We start from the raw sequence: 17327 nt of genomic DNA, 5'->3' as shown, positions 1-17327 counted from the left end.
ACTGTTATTTTAATTTTTTTGAAAAAAAAGCTGTGCCGGCAACGGCACAGCTTTTTCCGTCGTTTAGGCTACGCTCCTGCAGCGGCCAACATGGCCGGAGCCGGGGCAAGCTGCTCCATCGCTTTGTCTGCAACCGGCTCGGCTGCCAGCGCAAACGGCAGGCAAAGCGGTACACCCGTACGCGGATCCGGTACGATATCAGCCTCAATATTGAACACTTCACGCATAATGTCCGGTGTCATAACCTCAACCGGAGATCCTTCTCCAACGACCGTCCCCTTTTTAATCGCGATCATATGATGCGCATAACGGGACGCATGGTTCAAATCATGGACAACCATAACAATAGTACGCTGATTGCGCTCGTTCAGCTTTTGCAGCAAATGGAGAACCTCCAGCTGATGCGCCATATCAAGGAATGTAGTAGGCTCATCGAGGAACAAAATATCCGTTTCCTGCGCCAAAGCCATCGCGATCCAAGCGCGCTGACGTTGACCACCGGACAATTGATCTACAGGACGGTCGGCAAATTCAGCCATTCCCGTCGCTTCAATTGCCCAGCTTACGATTTTACGGTCGTCCTTTGTCATGGAGCCAAAGCCCTTCTGATAAGGGAAACGTCCGTAGGAGACAAGCTCGGCTACTGCCAAGCCATCCGGTGCAGTCGGGTTTTGCGGAAGAATTGCAAGCTGCTTCGCCACTTCTTTGGTCGATTGCTTATGGATGGACTTGCCGTCCAGCATCACTTGACCGCCCGCAGGGTTCATCAAGCGTGCCATCGTCTTCAGAATCGTTGATTTGCCAGATCCGTTTGAACCCACAAGCGCTGTAATTTTGCCTTGCGGGATAGCGATATTTAGATTTTGAACGATAAGGCGATCATCATAAGCAATGTCCAGATTCGAAGTCGTCAGGCGAATCATTTGACTTGCACGCTCCTTCCAAGCCCGTTTTCCGGGATGTCATCTATTTGGTGAAAATTTTATGATAACAATTATCATTAGCACTACTTAATGATAATAGTTCTCACCACCGATGTCAATGCCGCTGGAGCTTTAATTCCAAAAAAACCGTTTTCCTTTTTATTTTGTTCACGGCATCGCCTCAAATGTTAAACTGCGCTGCGTGCTCTTCTAACCCGCTTTCCTCTTCCCTGCCTCTGTTCCAACTGCCCTACTCCAACCTAAAGCCCTGTTCCCGCAAAAACTCCCGCATATGCAGCCGCGGAGCATTCTTCTTGGCCGCCATCGCTTCCGACCAATTCGTTGCGGCCTTTCCGTTCGTCCGTTCAGCCATGTAATGGCTCAACGTTACATTATATTGATCAATCGCAGGATCAATACGCTCCTCGCAATATCCGTTCTCATGAAGAATAGCCTCTCTCGGCAGACGCGGCCGTACAAGCGGCTCCTGATCCGGCACGCCAATGCACATGCCGAACACCGGATATACATGCTGCGGCAAACGAAGCAGCTCTGATACTTCCCTAGGATTGTTGCGCAAGCCGCCGATATAGACGATGCCAAGCCCAAGCGATTCGGCGGCAATAGCTGCATTTTGCGCAGCGAGCGCAGCGTCGACCGTCGCAACGATGAAGTTCTCCGTCGTGCTGCGGTGCTCCTCGCCTTCCGGAAGCGCTCTAGCTGCCGCCCGTTCATACCGGTGCAAATCGGCGCACCACACCAGAAACTCCGGGCATTGCGACACATACGCCTGATTGCCCGCCAGCGCAGCAAGCTGTTCCCGCAGCCCGGCATCGGTAATGCGAATAACGGTGAAAGCCTGCATATTGCTGGACGTGGACGCATACTGCGCCGCCTCTATAATGGCATCCAACTGCTCCCTAGCGACTGGAGCCTCTTTAAATTTTCGAATCGAACGATGCCCCAGCATCAGTTGTATCGTTTCGTTCACAGCTTGTCCCTCCTCTTCCTCACGTATATTCTCATACTAGCATGTCCCGGGAAAAAGACTCCAGCCCCTGTGTCAAAATGCCGCTTCCGTGTAAAATGAAGCGGTACGCCGTGCTTAATGGCTATCTGCTAAAAAAGTGCAACGTTTTATAAGAAAAATATCCAATGCGATAAGCGCGTCACCATAAAAATGTCCAATTGTCTGCAAGGATACTCCCTCCTATAGTGAGGGTATGCAGACGGAGAAAGGGATTCGATCGAATGAAAAATGGCAGACCCCGGAACAACGTCAGCTTCTTCCACAAGAGCTTAATCATTACGCTGCTCATCTCAAGCATCCCGTTAATTTCATTAGCTATCCTAACCTATTACACAGGGATTCGCGAAATTGAACGGGAGGTCGGCCGCACCCAGGAGCTTCAGTATGCGCAAGTATCAGAGAGGATGGATGCTCAGCTCACTCAATTGAAAATGACCGTCAATCAATGGGCGTACAATCCGCTCATTATGGAGCTTCCGGGCCACTCGATCGGGCAGGATGTCCGCTATACGCTCGATCTGTTCAATCAGCTGGTCGTCATGAAGCAATCGGACCCGCTCATTAGCCAAGTCTCCTTGCTGCTCGGAGGCGACAAGCCGCTTCTTATCGATGGAGAGAATGGGAGCCGCCCGCTTTCGCATGAGCTGTTCACGGAGAGCTACCTCCCTCTGCTGGAGCAGCAGCAGATGATTTTTTGGACAGACCGGCTGGATGCTGTAGAGAATCGCACCGATAATACGCTGAGTTTGTCGCTAGTGCAAAAGGTTCCGGTATTAAGCGACCCCGCCTACGGTGCAATTATTGTGGACCTTAATAAGGGGGAGCTTGCCTCCTTGGTGGAGCAGCTTAGCCCGCCGGAAAAAGGAAGCGCATTCATTTTAGGACCTGAGCAAGATTATCTGGTTACTAGCGCGGCGTACCCTGCAGGAAGCGATGATGAAAAGTCCAAGTTAAACGACGCTATACTTACTGCCGTACAGAACAGCGGGAAAAGCGCTGGTTCCTTCTCCTACTCTTTGAACAAGGAAGTGTACGTCGTCACCTATGGTCATCTGAAAAGCACAGGCTGGCTCTACGTATGCGCAACGCCGCTGTCCCATCTGATCAAGCCGGTAGAGCGGATATTCAAGCTGCCTTTATTCGCAGGCATACTGGGACTGATCATTGCCTTTATTTTGTCGTGGCTCGCATCGAAGCAGCTTTACCGGCCTTTGCTCCATTTGACCAGAGTATTTGGATATGATCAGCCTGCATCCGTCTCTGATGCACCAAGAAGAAATGAGGTGCAGTTCATCGAGTCAAGATGGAACTACCTGCTCCGGGAAAGGACGGATATGAAATTCAAGCTGGAGAAGGCAATGCCCGCCCTGCGAGAAGGATTCGTGCTGCAGCTCGTGCAGGGGCATCTGAATGCCTTGCCGGACTACCGGATCCGCGAGCAATTCGAACAATACGAGCTGCCGACGGACAACGTCTGCTATTCCATGCTGCTGGTGGAGCTCAGCGGGTTTGCCAACCGCTACGGCAATTTGACGAGCGGCGACGACCGGCTCCTTACGTTCGCGGCTGCCAACATTATGGAGGAGATGCTTCAGGAGCAGCAACGGTATGAACACTCCCCGCTGTTCCTGCATGCTCACGTCATTAATTTCCAAGACTTGACGATCGGGGTGCTGTTCACCCATTCTGCCGAGCTGGCCAAGGAGCAGATCAAAGGCTCCGTCTCGGCATTCGGCAGGACGCTGATCGCACCTTTGCAGACCTATCTGAAGCTTCAAGCCAACGTTGGCGTCAGCCGGGTAACGACTTCCGCGAAGCTGTTGTCCATTATGCTGGAGGATACCCGCCAAGCGATGCGCCACCGGGGAAGCGATGCCGGCGATTCGGTAATCGATACAGAGGCAGCAGCGCCGGCGGGAGAGCCCGCTTCCACCTATCCTTTCCTGCAAGGAAACATGCTTCTCCAAGCGCTGCAATCAGGTATGGAGGAGCAGGCCGCCCAGCATGCCGAAGCTTTCATGGACGCTTTGCGCGCCAAATCGTCCAATGCTTACGCTATTCAGCAGGGGATGCTGCAATTGCTGGGCAACGTTCTTTTTACGATGATGCAGATGGGCAGCAATCCCCAACAGTTATACAAAGGGGTTAATCTGTACGAGCAGCTGCTGCAGCTCCGAGAGCCCTCTGCCATGCTGAACTGGTTCAATGCTTCTGTACTCGCGCCTTTTATGGAGGAAATGCAGTCGCATAAGGATATGGAGATCAAACAGACGGTTGAGAAAGTGATCGCTCTCATGCAGGAGCATTACATGCAGGATCTGTCGCTGGAGGACTGCGCCGAACGATTCGGTACTTACCCGCAAAAGCTTAGCGTCAGCTTCAGGCAGTTTGCCGGCATTAACTTCATTGATTATTTAACCCGTTTACGATTAAACAGGTCAAAGGAATTGCTTGTCGGCACGCATTTGAAAATTAGCGAAATTGCCGCACAGGTTGGCTATCAGCCCGCTTATTACAATCGCACGTTCAAAAAACACGAAGGTCTCACGCCTGGACAATACCGTGAGAAGCATGCACCTGAGTAACGGCTTTAGGAGGAACGAGGTTATGAAGGTTCTTACCGGCATACGGAAAGATCTGTTTTTATATTTGCTTATTTTACCGGGCGTCATCTATTTCCTGCTGTTCAAATATGTGCCGATGTGGGGCATCGTCATATCCTTTCAAGATTACTCGCCTTATATGGGCATGTGGAAAAGTCCCTGGGTCGGGTTCGAGCATTTTGTCACCCTGTTCAAAAATCCCGATTTCTTTCTGATTTTCCGCAATACGATGGTGATCAGCTTGATGAACATACTGTTCTATTTTCCAATGCCAATCATCATTGCCCTTATGCTGAACGAGCTTCGCCTGAAACGGTACAAACGCGTCATCCAGTCCGTTATTTATTTGCCCCATTTTCTGTCCTGGGTCATTATTTCGGGCATTACGTTTCTGCTGCTGTCCCAAAGCGGAGGCATCATTAACAAGCTGCTCGTGAGCTTCGGCTTCGAGCCGTACAATTTCCTGACGAATCCGGGCATCTTCTGGCAGCTGCTCACTGTACAGAGCATATGGAAGGAGACCGGCTGGGGTACAATCATCTTCCTGGCGGCGATGGCCGGCATCGATCCGCAGCTTAATGAAGCTGCCAAAATCGATGGCGCCAGCCGGCTCCGGCAAATCTGGCATGTCACGCTTCCCGGCATCCGCCACGTCGTCATTACGCTCTTGATTCTGCGGCTGGGCAGCATTATGGACGTCGGGTTTGAGCAAGTCTTCCTGATGATGAACAGCGCAGTCACCGATGTTGCGGACGTGTTCGAAACCTATGTCTACCGCAACGGCATTCAGCAAGGCCAATTCAGCTACAGCACCGCCGTCGGTTTGTTCAAGTCGGTCATCGGCCTGCTCATGGTCATCGGCGCCAATAAGCTGGCCAAACGATTCGGCGAGGAGGGACTGTACTAATGAAAGAAGGCAAGCTGTTCGATATCGTCAATATTTTCATTCTGACCTTGGTTGGACTGGCAACTCTCTTCCCGCTCTACTATGTATTTGTCGTCTCGTTCACCGACCCGGCCGAATATATCGCCAAGCAAGGCTTTGTACTCTTTCCGGAAAAATGGTCGCTGCTGTCGTACAAATACATCCTGTCCACCGCTTCATACATTCGCGCAACGGGTGTCAGCACCTTTCTGGCGACGGTAGGCACGGTACTTAGTCTCATGGTTACCGCTACACTTGCCTATGGGCTTTCCCGAAAACGCTTAAAAATCCGCAAACCGCTCATGCTGATGGTGCTCTTCACGATGCTGTTCAGTCCCGGTATCATTCCGCATTACATTCTCGTGCGTGACCTTCATCTTATCAACAACATCTGGTCGTTGATTCTGCCTGTACTGAGCAGCGGCTGGTATGTTTTCTTGATGAAAAGCTTCTTCGACAGCATTCCGCCAGCGCTGGAGGAAGCCGCTATGGTGGACGGCTATAACGATATCGGTATCTTCTTCCGCATCATTTTGCCTCTGTCGCTGCCGGCTATGGCCGCATTTGGCCTCTTCTACGCCGTCGGCTACTGGAACACCTATTTCAACGCGGTTCTCTATATCAATGATTCTACGAAATGGCCGCTGCAAATTTTGCTGCAGAACATATTGATCGAATCTTCCACCTCATCACAAGGCTCGGGTGCCGCAGAGCTGATGAATGAACAGCAATTGCCCGCCCAAACGTTGAAAATGGCTGCCGTCGTCGTAGCGACAACGCCAATTCTGATGATCTACCCGCTGCTGCAAAAGCATTTTGCTAAAGGCGTTATGCTCGGTTCCATTAAAGAATAGCTGCTATATCCGCAAAAAAATAAAGGGAGGGTTTCTTTCTATGAAAAAGCAAATCAACCATTGGGTGAAGCTGATGCTGACCGCCTGTCTCGCCGTTACACTGCTCTCGGCCTGCGCCTCCAATTCATCCAATCCATCCAATCAAGGCGACAAGTCGTCCCCGAAAGCTTCCGACGATAAGCCCGTATCGATCAGCATCATTACGGAATTCAATACGCCGGAGGCTCCTGGGCCTGACAATCCCGTGCTGAAGGAATTTGAGAAAAAGACCAATACGAAGCTGAACATCATGTGGACGTCTCCTAACAGCTACGGGGATAAAATCAACCTCATTCTGGCATCCGGCGAAATGCCGGATCTGGTCAAGGTGCTCGACTTCAACAACTCGCTGATGCGTCAAATGATCAAGCAAGGCGCATTCTGGGATTTGAGCCCGTACCTGAAAGACTATCCGCACCTGATGGAGTACCCGGAAGCAACATGGGAAAAGACGAAAATCGACGGCAAAAACTACGTCATTCCTTCCGTTCGTCCGTCCCACGGCGGCCCATGGCTGCCGATCATCCGCCAGGATTGGCTGGAGAAGCTTAAGCTGGAAACGCCTCGCACGCTGGATGATTTGTTCAACGTCATGAAAGCCTTCGCTGAGCAGGATCCGGACGGCAACGGCGTTGCAGATACAATCCCGCTTCTTCCCCGCAACGATCTGGGCTGGGCTGAAGGCGTGCTCAATCATAGCAACGGCAAATGGAAGGAAACCGGCGGCAAGCTGATCGACACGACCTTCGAGCCTGGCACGCGTGAAGCGCTAGTGTGGCTGAATAAAGTGTTCGCAGCCGGCTACATGCCTGCCGATTATGCCATTATGAAGGAGACGCAATCTGAAGACTTGGCCAAGACAGGTAAAGTCGGCATTTACCCGAACACGATCGAAGCAATCTGGCGTGTCCAAGCCGAGCTGATTAAGACCGAACCGCAAGCGAACTTCCTGCCGCTCAGCTATCTGGAATCGGACGCAGGCACGTATGCGCCATCCTCGCCGGGCTTCAGCGGCGTATTCCTCATCCCGAAATCGGTGCCTGAGGATAAAATGAAACGCATTCTGGCGCTGATGGATTACGGCGCTTCCGAGGAAGGCTTCACGCTCGCGTGCTTCGGCATCGAAGGCGTCCATTATACGGTAGGCGAAGACGGCTTCAAAACAGCCACTGAGCAGGCGTTCAAGGACAGCGTATCCCAAAGCTCATTCGGCAAAGTGTTTGAGCGTTCCGATCCTTACTTATGGGCTTACCGAACCGGCATGCCGAAGGAGCTGTTCGAGCGCAACAAGCAAATCGTAGACGAGCGGACTTCCCATTCCGTCGACGATCCGAGTGTTGGCCTCATATCCGATACATGGCTCAAAATCGGTCCGGACTATACGAAAAAAATGAATGATCTCAAAACCAAAATCATTATGGGCCAAGAATCCATTGAAGCTTGGGACCGTTATGTTGATACGTTGAAGGCCGATGCCAGCTACATGAAGGTTATCGAAGAAATGAACACCGCTTACGCCGCAAGAAAAGGATAAAACAAGGAAAGACCCCTTGCTCTAAGACGGCAAGGGGTCTTTCAGCTATTTCAAGAGAGGGCCAAAATCGGCAATAAAAACGCGGCGCGTGCCGTCGACATAACCGTTAAATACGACATGGCGCTGATCCGGTGCCCATGCGGGATGCGGATCTACCCGCAGAACCGGCGTGACGCTCGTTACAGGGTTGCCAACCGGTATCCGGACTGCTAACTCCTCTGTTCCGTTTTCCAGATCAATAAACCTTAGCGGTACGGAACCATCATCGAACGCGACGTTTTCTTTCTCGTACGCATCGGTAAGCATATGCCTTCCGTTCGGATGCACAGTGGGATGACCGGAGCCGGGTACGGCTTCCGTTATTTTGACAAGCTCCGTACCGTCTTCATTCACCTGAACCAAGCACAACTGCTTGTCGCCATCCAGACATAGATTCATCGATAGTCTGCGCCCGTCCGGGAACCAGTTGATATGATGGCCGCCCTTGTCCCATTGCTCCGGTCCGACAGCCACATGGATATCGCTTCCATCCGGCTTCATCGTTAACACCCAGAACTTTAACGCCTGCTTGTGCAGCATATTCCATGGCTGCTCTTCATCCGATTTGAACCAGCGCATCGTAAAGATCAAGCGGTCGCCCTGCGGATTGAACTTGCAATGGAATCCGTAGCATTCGCCGCCGGCGTAGCGCTCCCAGTCGATAGCAGGCTGAGCCTGCTCCACGATTTGCCGCAACGAAACGAGCAGCTCCCGATTCCCCGTCTGCACATCAGTCGCATACAGGCCGTCATCGTCCGGAAAGCCGGTATTGCGGGGAACGAAGACATCCGGTACCATGACACCATAGCCAAATTGCGTCCGGCGCATCCGCTTCATACATGCAGAGATGATCGTCTGGCCATCCGGCGATATTTTATAAATACCGCCTTCAAGGCTGCGCTTTTGTCCCGTCAATAAATTAAGCTCGATGCAGACCGGCTCCCATATCGCAGTATCGACGTCATTATAATATAGCTTCTCATCGGTTGGACCCCAGTTGATGTTCGCACCAAGCTGAGGCTCCCAGCCGCGGGTGCTCGCAGCGATCCGCTCTTCCCCGGTATGCAGATCGATGACGGCGATGCTCGCTGTCTCTCCCGGCTCGGGCAGCCTGTCCTCCTGCGGCATTTGCAGCACCGCGACATAGCGGCCGGATGGACTGACCGCCGAGGTATCGAAAAAACGGTGAAAGCTGCCTTTGCTGTCAGGCGTCAGGCACCATACGGGAACTAGCGGATTGAAGCCGGTATAACGCGGAAATTTCTCACTAATGATCAAGGGACATAACTCCTTTACGCATGAAATGGATGATCCCCTTCATTGTAATACCGTCCGAAGAAGCGGGTTTATCCGGGAGCGGCTTATCTTTGTCGCTAAGCGCGAATGAAATCAGGAGGCTGTTGGCATGAACCGTCATGGATTGCAAATTCAATGGGCCGCCCGTTATGAGTACAAGCGGGGCGATCGTCTGGAGCCCCATCAGCATCGTTTCTTTCAGTTGATTTATTTCGTCGACGGGAACGGCCGCTTTACGCTGGATGAGCAAGCCGTTCCGATCTCTCCCGGCGTTTTTTTTCTAATTGCCCCCGGCGTCATGCATGGCTTCTCCCCCCAAGGCGGCCGGGCAAGCCGAACGCTGGATCTGAAGTTCAATCTGTACGATGAGGAGCTGCTTGATGCCGCACTCGGCTGTGCAGGCGCCTTCACGGACGATGATGGACAAATAAAGCCGCTGCTGGAGAAAATCCGCAGCGAAGGCGACGGCAAGCAGTCCTACTATCAGGCCATATCTGCTCTGATGCTGAGCCAGTTGATCTATCAACTGGCTAGAAAACGAAGTTTGGCTGAACCAAATGCTTCGGCTGCAGCAGAACAAGAGGCGGCGCTCACCTACGAGCCGCAAGAGGCGGCGCAAAGGCTGGCCGCCTATATCGAGGCTCATTTTGCCCAGGATATTACCTTGAATGACGCAGCATATGAGATCGGCTACAGCAACAGCTACTTAGGCCGTGTATTCCGTGCCAGTTACGGGATGACATTCTCGCAATATTTGCGCCAAGTCCGGGTGGAGCAAGCACAAAAGCTTATTATCAGGACATCCGGCAGCTTGAAAACGATCGCGTGGCAGGTCGGGTTCAAGACGATTTACCATTTTACCCGCGTGTTTAAAGAAGTGGAAGGCATGTCCCCTGGAGAGTGGCGCCAGCGGGAGCAGGCCGGTATTCGCAAAGATATCTATTTCGATTGAGAGCTGTGCTATGCTTAGAGAAAGCTACAAAGAGAAGAAGGAGATTGAGGTTGATGACGGAAAGCAAATTGCTACCTTTTACGGAAAGAGTGCTTCGCATTATTAAAGAAATACCCGAGGGTTATGTCATGACATACGGGCAAATTGCGGCTGCTGCCGGAAGTCCTAGAGGAGCAAGACAGGTCGTGCGGATATTGCACTCCATGAGCAAGGCGCATAAGCTGCCTTGGCACCGGGTCGTTAACGCCAAAGGAGAGGTTGCGATGATGGACGATGAATCGCGCTCGCTTCAGATGCTTTATCTAGAGGGCGAAGGTGTAGAGCTTTATCGGAACGGCCGTATCGATCTGGAGCAATACCGTTATGTGCCTGAAGATCATGATCATGACCGTCTATAAAATAAAAAGGGAATCATGTCCCCTATTATAGGGTAAATGATTCCTGACTGGTCTATTAAGAATAGTTAAGATCTCGTATAATCTGCAACAGCTCGGCTTTCTGTTGTTTGGTTAAATACTTCGTAAATTTAATATACATGCCGGAAGCCGTCGTTTGGACAAGGAATCCGTTTGGACTTTTGTACCATTGTTCAATGATTTTAACATACGCGTCTCTTGTCTGAGAGGTCACGCTCACCATAATCTCGGTTCCGTCTGCGAATACTTGATCCATAGCTTACCTCGCTGCGCTCGTTAGTAAAATAATAATTGTCTTTCGCTGCATTCTTCCGCTTATTAGGCCTTATAGCCATCATACCACAGAACTAAAATTTGCTGCATATCAGGTTTTGCAAGATGACTAGAAATGATGCGGCGTTTCACTATTCTCAAGAGAGGAACTAGGGGAACTTGCCTCTTCTCTAGGAAATCGCCAGGCAATCGGAATCGCCAGCAGCACGACCGCAATTAGCAGACCGATGGCAGCGGGTCGATGATTCAACAGGAGCTGAACCGCAAGCGTCAGAACGATGCCGCCGAGATTGCCGAACATGAGCAGCAGGCCGGCCACCGTGCCCGCTTCACCAAGAGAAGCCCGCTTCTCCGCTGATGAGAGAATTACCGGCAGATTGGCAAGCAGTAAACAGCCTGTTATCGCGAATAGTCCGATGAATAACGGAAATGATGCTCCTAATGCAAGGGCAGTCAAAGCTGCCGCGCTAACTATCAGCGATGCCAGCAATGCCCCTCTCGCTCTTCCCCCCGACGCAGCCCAACCGGGAATAACAGCCGCCCCGGCGATACCGGCAAGCGTCATGCCGCCGATGCCAAGTCCTACTTGTGCCGAGTTGAGCCCGACCGGGATCGCCAGCACTTCCAGCCATGTCGTTAAAGTAACGAACAATCCAAAGCCCGCGAATAGAAGCAGACTGTAAAGCCGTACCCAAGGGTAAGCCCAAACCGTGCGGATAGATGCAGGAACAGTTATGCCTGCACTCGTGTTATCGCTATATAATGCCGGAGCTCGCAGTGCCCACAGCAATATGACGCCTGCAATAACGGCAAACGATGCTTGAATAAGGTGAATGGATTCAAGACCGCCCCACTCCATCAGATATGGCGAGCTCACCGTTGAGATCAGTATGCCAACAAACAAGCTTGCCGTCCCCGCCGCAATCGCAATCGGGCGTTTAGCAGGAGCCGCGTATTGACCTGCCAGCTTATTAATCGCATTAAGGATAAGCGGCTGGCCGATAGAAATAATAATCTGTCCAGCGAGCGCCCACGCGTAGCCGGGCAGTATTCGCAGTACAGCGCCTGCTACGGTCGCAGCTATCCCAACGGCTAATGAGCTTTTGAAACGACGATCAGCCCAATAGCCAAAGGGAACAGCCAGTATGACATACAGGAGCGGGAACACCTGCGCAAGCCAGCCCACAGCATCGATGGAAACGCCCCAGCTTTCGGCGGATGCCGTTGTAATTGGCGTGTATGTCACCCATAGGAGCTGCGTTACTGCCGCAAGACATGCATAAGCGATCAAGACGGACCAGCGTGTCGTCCCGCCGTTTGGATTATCATTGGAATGGTTCATCCCCGCACCTCTATCGATATCAATATTACTTATAATATGTCCATTCCTATGTATGCATGAGCTGCTGTAAATTCCATCAGCCATTTAGGCTATAATTGGCAATGCTATATAACTAGTATAACAATTCCTATTTTTAAGTCGAGTAGCTTATATTACGATTTAATCGCTTTGCTTATGCCAATTACTTGTTCCATAGAATCATGCCAGAAGCATTATCAAGACAACAAAAAGCGGCCTGCACAGGTCGCTTTTTGCCGCTTAATTACACAAACACCTCATAAAGACCAATAGCAATTAACATCAACCCTCCGATTAGACTTGAGTATTTGCCTATCCAGCTTTTTGAAATCTGATGCCCGATACGCACCCCGAGAGCCACCGTTATCAAGGAGAATACCCCCACAGAGATTGCTGTCATAACAGGAGAAACACCGCTTACCCCTGCCCCAAATCCTGTAGCCAGACAATTCAATGAAAGTGCCAGACCTAATGATATCGATTCACGCCATGAAATTTGTTTTTCATAATCGCCAAGCACAAGCGGGCTTGACTCAACTTTAGCCGAAGCTTTGAATCGGATGCTTCTTACGCCTAATGCCATGATGATAATACCGCCAAAGAAATTAGCATGCCTTGGACTCATATACCCGGATATGAGATGCCCCATCGTAATCGATATATAGGCGGCAGCCATACCAACAACGGCAATTAACAGATTCGATAGAATCGGAATTTTGGTCGAACGTGTGCCAAACGATACGCCAATTCCCAGATTATCAATATTAGAAGCCAAACCGATCATTACAACTGAAATCCAATGCATAATTCAACCCCCTCTCTCATCTACTACAAGTAGAATCTACTAAATAGAATATGCTAGAGTTGGTTGAATGGTGTTATGCATTGTTGTATCCGTTAACGCTTAGAAGAAGCTGTTTACTGCGATTAATAAGAGTATAATACCGCTCACCATCGTTCCAAACTGCCCTAACGTAAAGGGGCCGACCCTCACGCCTGCAACTTTGCAGCCTATCCATACCCCAAGCCATACAGTCAGGAAGCTGCCGCCTGCGGCCATTAATGAAATGATCATTGGCGATATCCCAAGCAGACCGGCGCTCAGTCCATTAGTCAGTGCATTGGCCGAAAGAGCAGCTCCTAGAATCAGTGATTCGAGTATTCCGATATGATTCGATTTATCCAAATCCACACTTTCCGGATTCCGTAAAATCGCAGATAGTCCTCTTGGTCTCGGAGCAGATCCGGCAGCTACTTCACCAACGGCGACTGGCCCTCCTTCTCGTCCTTGCTGTTCCTGTTCTCCTCCTGATAGCTCTGTCTGCCCCGCTGTTTCTTGCACTTTACGCGGCACGGATAGCAGAATGATACGAAGTCCGATGATGAGAAGGACAAAGGCGCTGAGAAGGACGGGAAGCACACCCGGGAGCACAGCAGAAATCCATTTTCCAAACCAAATGCCCGAATAACTAAACAAGAAGCATACAGCAGCAATGAGCAAATTTGAAACGACTCCAATCTGTATTTTCCGAATACCGTAAGAAAGTCCAACTCCTAAATTATCCAAACTCGATGAAATAGTGAAACCAAGAATAAGCAGCCAAGTCATTTGTGATCACCTCAAGTTGTATTTGCTAACAATGTATGTATTGTTGAGATTTAAGTGCAAGTACATTGAGAAAAACTCAACAATCATTTGTTTGTTGATGAGCGATTGCATGGTAAATTTCTCAACAGAGCCTCATATACTATAGAAAGAAGAGACTGGGGGGATAAGAATGGATGGGTTTGATCAATCGAAGGAACATGCTCTCGGAGACTTGATCAAATACTTGATCAAAAAGCGTTCGCTCTCTATGCGTAAGCTTGGCAGTCTTAGCGGCATCGATACCGCAACCATATCGAGAATCGTGAATGGGAAACAGCAGCCCAAACTCATTCATTTGAAAGCATTTTCCGAACATTTGCAAATTCCGCTTGAAAAACTGATAGAAGCATCCGGTTATGAGATGGCTGGCGACAAAAACGAAAGCGATACCGGAATCTTCGATTCGCTTCATACGATAAAAGACATGCTCGGCAATTCTAATCTATACGATCCGGATGTGACAACAGCGCGCATTGCGCAGGAGCTCGATAAATATGAGCAGTATGCTCGGACTGAAGAAGGCCATCGTATGATCTGCGATGAGTTTCTTGCGAAAGTTAAACAAGTTAACGGTGCAGGTCCTTTCATCGAGCATCTGAAAAAAATGTATATGCAGTATTGCAATGAAGAGACACTTGGACAAGATCGTTCCGTACTCGGCAGCGCATTACTTTATTTCATTTTATCGGCGGACATCATTCCCGACTATATCTTCCCGATCGGCTATCTGGACGATGCAATTGCTGTGCATCTGGTACTCGACCGTCTGAATCAACAAGGCTTCACCGCATAAAAAAACCGTTATAACCTATTGGCCATAACGGACTTCCTGCAATTTGGTAAATACGACGAGCCGGGCCTCATGTTCTTTTTTGCTTCTGCTGTATTTGCCGGTGCACGTTATTAAGTTCAGATGAGCCCCATCTGCAGGACCAAATATTTTTTGAACCGGAGCATCGGCTGTTTTGAAGGTTTCAACTGATTCTACGTTAAATTGAAGCACACGGCCGCTTTTGTTCCTAATCAGCACTTCATCCCCTGGCTTCAACCTCTTCAATTTAAAGAAAACAGCAGGCCCAGTATAGCTGTCGACATGCCCATCCATAACAGCATTACCGAGCGCACCTGGCAAAGTGCCCGTGCTGAGAAAGCCAACCTTATCCGTACTTTGGGGAATATCCATTTGACCGTTTTCCAGAACGGATACGGGCTCGATCTGCGCTTGCAGCTGAATCGCTGGAATAAACAATTCAACCGGTACAATTCCGGTTAAGGCTGTTGGCGTTATACTCTGAACCAGCGTTTTCAATACAATAGGTATTTGGGGCTCTGCTGCTGGCGGTGAAGTACGGCTCTTATTGAACTCGGTTAGATGCTTAGCTGGAGGGTTTGAAGGAGGTTTTTTAGCCGAATTCGAACAGGCGCTGCAGCCTATGGATATAATCATTAGCATCAGCAAATATACAATCCATTTATTATTCATCTGATAAAAGTAAAGAGGGGGACGGCCCCCTCTTTATTCCCCTTATTCGGTTTGTTCACTTGCACCGCCGAAACCGGATTTCGGCATTTTTGTCGCTTTTGTTGAGAAGCTTTTTGCATGCAGTTTTTTAGCTTCACTTGTTCCTTTAGCATGAAGCTTATGCGCCTTTTTTACGCTCTTTGCATGCAGTTGCTTAACATGCTTTTTGTGCACTTTTTTCGCATGCACTTTTTTAGCGTGAACCTTTTTCTCATGAGCTTTTTGTTCATGATGCTTCTTCTCTGTTGTTGGAGCAGCAGCATAGGCTGCAGAACCTGCGGAAAGCAACATACATGCGGATACAACTGCAACGATCATTTTTTTCATGTGTATGACCTCCTGTTGGGGTTTGCCCACATACATTTTGCCCTTTTCCTCATAGCTTATTGGTGCGAATAACTTCCAGTATGACTCAGCATTTAAAAAGCAAAAAACCCTTGGTTACAAGGGTTTTCTCATGATATAGGTACGCTTAACCGTTGGAACGGAATAAAATGACTACCTCAGGTTTAATGTAATAAGATAATTATATTTTGCAGCGTGCTTTAGCTCATCCAATATAATACCGAATACCGTATCTTTATAGATCCCCACAGGTAAGCCAAACCAAATCCTGCGGTATTTCTCCACCGCCCCTAACTCCCCCATCAAGGCGCGTTGCAGACCTTCTATATAGGAATGAACCCGCTCATATTGCTCACTGCTGATGCCTGTAATTTCCTGTCCCGCCAAAGCCCGATACATCTCTCGATACATTTGATTGTGGCCGCGCTCATCATTACGGATGCTTTCGATAATAGCAACCTGTTCTTGGGAGGGAGCCAGATTGATCAATTCATCGTAGAACAGCTCATCGTTACGTTCGTCTTGTACCGCTTCCTTTATCATTTGTAATGCTTCTGGGAAGCTTGTGCTCCAGACAGGTACAAAATCGGCCCTTATATAATATGGATTTCCCCAGTATACAGGTACTTGATACAAGTTTGTGTCCCCCCCGACATTAGTATATACAAAGTATATGAGTATCTGCCTATGTCGGTTCCTAAAATCAACACGCTTGAATTAGATAAATAAACAGCAAAAAACCCTTGAGCTACAAGGGTTTTCTCATGATATGGTGCGCGTAGAGGGACTTGAACCCCCACGGTCGCCCGCCAGATCCTAAGTCTGGTGCGTCTGCCAATTCCGCCATACGCGCATGGGTGAAGCTAGGATAAAAATGGTGAGCCATGAAGGACTCGAACCTTCGACACCCTGATTAAAAGTCAGGTGCTCTACCAACTGAGCTAATGGCTCTTATTAAAAATGGCTGGGGATTCAGGGATCGAACCTGAGAATGACGGAGTCAAAGTCCGTTGCCTTACCGCTTGGCTAATCCCCATCGGCTAACTGGTGGAGGCTGAGGGGATCGAACCCCCGACCCTCTGCTTGTAAGGCAGATGCTCTCCCAGCTGAGCTAAGCCTCCAAAGGCGCTTTGCTAATAAGAAGTTGTTGGTGACCCGTAGGGGATTCGAACCCCTGTTACCTCCGTGAAAGGGAGGTGTCTTAACCCCTTGACCAACGGGCCATATATAAGATGTCCTGGAGCTCTCAACCGGGATCGAACCGGTGACCTCATCCTTACCATGGATGCACTCTACCTACTGAGCTATGAGAGCATAATGGCTCCCCGAACAGGACTCGAACCTGTGACAACTCGATTAACAGTCGAGTGCTCTACCAACTGAGCTATCAGGGAATATGATCCAAAGCTTTGCGCCTTGAAAACCGGATGCGAATTGAAATGTATCACTTTAGCGTCCCCTAATCGGGGTATTTAGGATAAGCCCTCGACCGATTAGTATTCGTCAGCTCCACACATTGCTGTGCTTCCACCCCGAACCTATCAACCTCGTCGTCTTCAAGGGGTCTT

At 49.8% G+C, this 17327-nt stretch carries 17 protein-coding genes, 7 tRNA genes and 1 rRNA gene; 7 read left to right on the top strand and 18 right to left on the bottom strand.

All coding sequences use genetic code 11. From position 1 onward, the window contains the following. Positions 1-68: 68 nt before the first annotated feature. Positions 69-923: an ABC transporter ATP-binding protein gene (locus tag ACFVVF_RS11780; RefSeq protein WP_387809129.1), complete on the bottom strand. Its 855-nt coding sequence runs from the start codon at positions 921-923 to the stop codon at positions 69-71. A 250-nt stretch (positions 924-1173) separates the two neighbouring features. Continuing rightward, on the bottom strand, positions 1174-1914 hold the full coding sequence (gene nfsA / locus ACFVVF_RS11775; RefSeq protein ID WP_387809126.1) for an oxygen-insensitive NADPH nitroreductase: 741 nt from the start codon (positions 1912-1914) through the stop codon (positions 1174-1176). A gap of 260 nt (positions 1915-2174) precedes the next feature. On the opposite strand from nfsA, the gene ACFVVF_RS11770 reads away from it, so the two are divergent. From ACFVVF_RS11770 to ACFVVF_RS11755, 4 genes are read left to right on the top strand one after another with little or no spacing between them, the layout of a single operon-like run. Further along, positions 2175-4538 carry an AraC family transcriptional regulator gene (locus ACFVVF_RS11770; RefSeq protein ID WP_387809124.1) on the top strand — a complete coding sequence of 788 codons (2364 nt, stop codon included), beginning with the start codon at positions 2175-2177 and terminating at the stop codon, positions 4536-4538. 22 nt (positions 4539-4560) lie between these two features. Then, on the top strand, positions 4561-5463 hold the full coding sequence (locus ACFVVF_RS11765; RefSeq protein ID WP_387809121.1) for an ABC transporter permease: 903 nt from the start codon (positions 4561-4563) through the stop codon (positions 5461-5463). Then, entirely contained in the window at positions 5463-6335 is an 873-nt protein-coding gene (locus tag ACFVVF_RS11760; protein WP_387809118.1) for a carbohydrate ABC transporter permease, read from the top strand. The genes ACFVVF_RS11765 and ACFVVF_RS11760 overlap by 1 nt, the downstream gene beginning before the upstream one ends. A 40-nt stretch (positions 6336-6375) precedes the next feature. After that, positions 6376-7908 (top strand): extracellular solute-binding protein, encoded by a 1533-nt coding sequence (locus tag ACFVVF_RS11755; RefSeq protein ID WP_387809116.1) that lies wholly within the window; start codon positions 6376-6378, stop codon positions 7906-7908. 45 nt (positions 7909-7953) lie between these two features. On the opposite strand, the gene ACFVVF_RS11750 is transcribed toward ACFVVF_RS11755, so the two are convergent. Continuing rightward, positions 7954-9225 (bottom strand): TolB family protein, encoded by a 1272-nt coding sequence (locus tag ACFVVF_RS11750; protein WP_387809113.1) that lies wholly within the window; start codon positions 9223-9225, stop codon positions 7954-7956. A gap of 127 nt (positions 9226-9352) precedes the next feature. On the opposite strand from ACFVVF_RS11750, the gene ACFVVF_RS11745 reads away from it, so the two are divergent. Beyond that, entirely contained in the window at positions 9353-10195 is an 843-nt protein-coding gene (locus ACFVVF_RS11745) for a helix-turn-helix transcriptional regulator (protein ID WP_387809110.1), read from the top strand. A 53-nt stretch (positions 10196-10248) separates the two neighbouring features. Continuing rightward, complete coding sequence (locus ACFVVF_RS11740) at positions 10249-10593, top strand: MGMT family protein (RefSeq protein ID WP_387809107.1); 345 nt, start codon at positions 10249-10251, stop codon at positions 10591-10593. Positions 10594-10648: 55 nt separating this feature from the next. On the opposite strand, the gene ACFVVF_RS11735 is transcribed toward ACFVVF_RS11740, so the two are convergent. The 4 genes from ACFVVF_RS11735 to ACFVVF_RS11720 all read right to left on the bottom strand — a co-directional run bounded on the left by ACFVVF_RS11735 (position 10649) and on the right by ACFVVF_RS11720 (position 13853). Beyond that, positions 10649-10867: a hypothetical protein gene (locus tag ACFVVF_RS11735; protein WP_387809103.1), complete on the bottom strand. Its 219-nt coding sequence runs from the start codon at positions 10865-10867 to the stop codon at positions 10649-10651. Positions 10868-10993: 126 nt separating this feature from the next. After that, positions 10994-12226, bottom strand: coding sequence for an MFS transporter (locus ACFVVF_RS11730; RefSeq protein ID WP_387809100.1), 1233 nt, complete (start codon positions 12224-12226; stop codon positions 10994-10996). A 262-nt stretch (positions 12227-12488) separates the two neighbouring features. Continuing rightward, positions 12489-13049, bottom strand: coding sequence for a manganese efflux pump MntP (locus ACFVVF_RS11725; protein WP_387809098.1), 561 nt, complete (start codon positions 13047-13049; stop codon positions 12489-12491). A 99-nt stretch (positions 13050-13148) separates the two neighbouring features. After that, positions 13149-13853, bottom strand: coding sequence for a manganese efflux pump (locus tag ACFVVF_RS11720; RefSeq protein ID WP_387809095.1), 705 nt, complete (start codon positions 13851-13853; stop codon positions 13149-13151). A gap of 169 nt (positions 13854-14022) precedes the next feature. On the opposite strand from ACFVVF_RS11720, the gene ACFVVF_RS11715 reads away from it, so the two are divergent. After that, positions 14023-14685: a DUF1232 domain-containing protein gene (locus ACFVVF_RS11715; RefSeq protein ID WP_387809093.1), complete on the top strand. Its 663-nt coding sequence runs from the start codon at positions 14023-14025 to the stop codon at positions 14683-14685. 15 nt (positions 14686-14700) lie between these two features. Here the strand turns inward: ACFVVF_RS11715 and ACFVVF_RS11710 are convergent, their stop codons facing one another. The 11 genes from ACFVVF_RS11710 to ACFVVF_RS11660 all read right to left on the bottom strand — a co-directional run. After that, positions 14701-15201: a class F sortase gene (locus tag ACFVVF_RS11710; RefSeq protein WP_387809091.1), complete on the bottom strand. Its 501-nt coding sequence runs from the start codon at positions 15199-15201 to the stop codon at positions 14701-14703. Between the two features lie 216 nt (positions 15202-15417). After that, entirely contained in the window at positions 15418-15741 is a 324-nt protein-coding gene (locus tag ACFVVF_RS11705) for a hypothetical protein (RefSeq protein ID WP_387809089.1), read from the bottom strand. 171 nt (positions 15742-15912) lie between these two features. Further along, positions 15913-16395: a ferritin-like domain-containing protein gene (locus ACFVVF_RS11700; protein ID WP_387809086.1), complete on the bottom strand. Its 483-nt coding sequence runs from the start codon at positions 16393-16395 to the stop codon at positions 15913-15915. Between the two features lie 134 nt (positions 16396-16529). Further along, positions 16530-16612 (bottom strand) — tRNA-Leu (locus ACFVVF_RS11695). Between the two features lie 22 nt (positions 16613-16634). Next, positions 16635-16710 (bottom strand) — tRNA-Lys (locus tag ACFVVF_RS11690). A gap of 10 nt (positions 16711-16720) precedes the next feature. Beyond that, positions 16721-16795 (bottom strand) — tRNA-Gln (locus ACFVVF_RS11685). A 9-nt stretch (positions 16796-16804) separates the two neighbouring features. Then, a tRNA-Val gene (locus tag ACFVVF_RS11680) sits at positions 16805-16880 on the bottom strand. 27 nt (positions 16881-16907) lie between these two features. Continuing rightward, a tRNA-Glu gene (locus ACFVVF_RS11675) sits at positions 16908-16982 on the bottom strand. Positions 16983-16997: 15 nt separating this feature from the next. After that, positions 16998-17073, bottom strand: a tRNA-Thr gene (locus ACFVVF_RS11670). Between the two features lie 4 nt (positions 17074-17077). Next, a tRNA-Asn gene (locus ACFVVF_RS11665) sits at positions 17078-17153 on the bottom strand. A gap of 79 nt (positions 17154-17232) precedes the next feature. Further along, positions 17233-17327, bottom strand: a 23S ribosomal RNA gene (locus ACFVVF_RS11660); the annotation flags it as partial.

It is taken from the genome of Paenibacillus sp. NPDC058174 (assembly GCF_042883865.1).
GTDB lineage: Bacteria > Bacillota > Bacilli > Paenibacillales > Paenibacillaceae > Pristimantibacillus.
Note: the sequence above shows the minus strand (reverse complement) of the source record. Positions and strands in the feature narration are given on the sequence as shown.